At 77.1% G+C, this 690-nt stretch carries 1 pseudogene; it reads left to right on the top strand.

The annotated features are described in order from the left end of the window. Positions 1 to 602: pseudogene (locus SACPADRAFT_RS26220) on the top strand (M48 family metallopeptidase); the annotation flags it as partial. Positions 603 to 690: the final 88 nt, after the last annotated feature.

The following is a 690-nucleotide window of genomic DNA, read 5'->3' as shown; positions in this document are numbered from 1 at the left end:
AGGCCGCCGCCACCGACACGCTGGACCCGCGGCTGCGGCTGCCGCTGGCCGAGCTGGCGCTGCCCGCGCTGCGGCACCGCGACCCCACCGGCATCGACACGCTGCTGGCCACCCTGCCCGAACTGGCCGCCGTGGACGGCGGGACCAGCGTGTTCGAGTACTGCCTGTCCGCGCTGCTGCACCGCGACCTGTACGAGGCGCGGCACCAGAGCCCCCCGTGGCGGCGCAGACACGCCACGCTGCGGCGCGCCGCGCCCGCCGTGGCGACGCTGCTGGCGACCCTGGCCGGGGTGGGCCACCCCGACCAGCGCACCGCCGAGGCCGCCTACCGGGCGGGTCTGGACCGGGTGCTGCCGAAAACCACGTTCCCGTACGTGCCGCCGCCCGGCGGGCTGTCCGCGTTGGACAGCGCCTGGCCCACCCTGGACGGGCTGTCCGCCGACGACACCCGCCGCGTCGTGGAGGGCGTCGTGGCCGTCATCGCCCACGACGGCACCATGACCGTGGCCGAGTCCGAACTGCTGCGGACGGTGTGCGCGCTGCTGCGTTGCCCGCTGCCGCCGCAGGCGGGTGCGGCCGTCGACGGGACGGGGTCCGACTAGGCTGGCGGCCATGTCGCGTCGATCACTGCACACCCCCGCCCCCGATGCCGCCACCCTGCGCGCCCGCCTCGACCGTGCCCGCTCGGCG

This window comes from Saccharomonospora iraqiensis subsp. paurometabolica YIM 90007, assembly GCF_000231035.2.
GTDB lineage: Bacteria > Actinomycetota > Actinomycetes > Mycobacteriales > Pseudonocardiaceae > Saccharomonospora > Saccharomonospora paurometabolica.
This window is presented reverse-complemented; position numbering and strand designations above follow the sequence as displayed.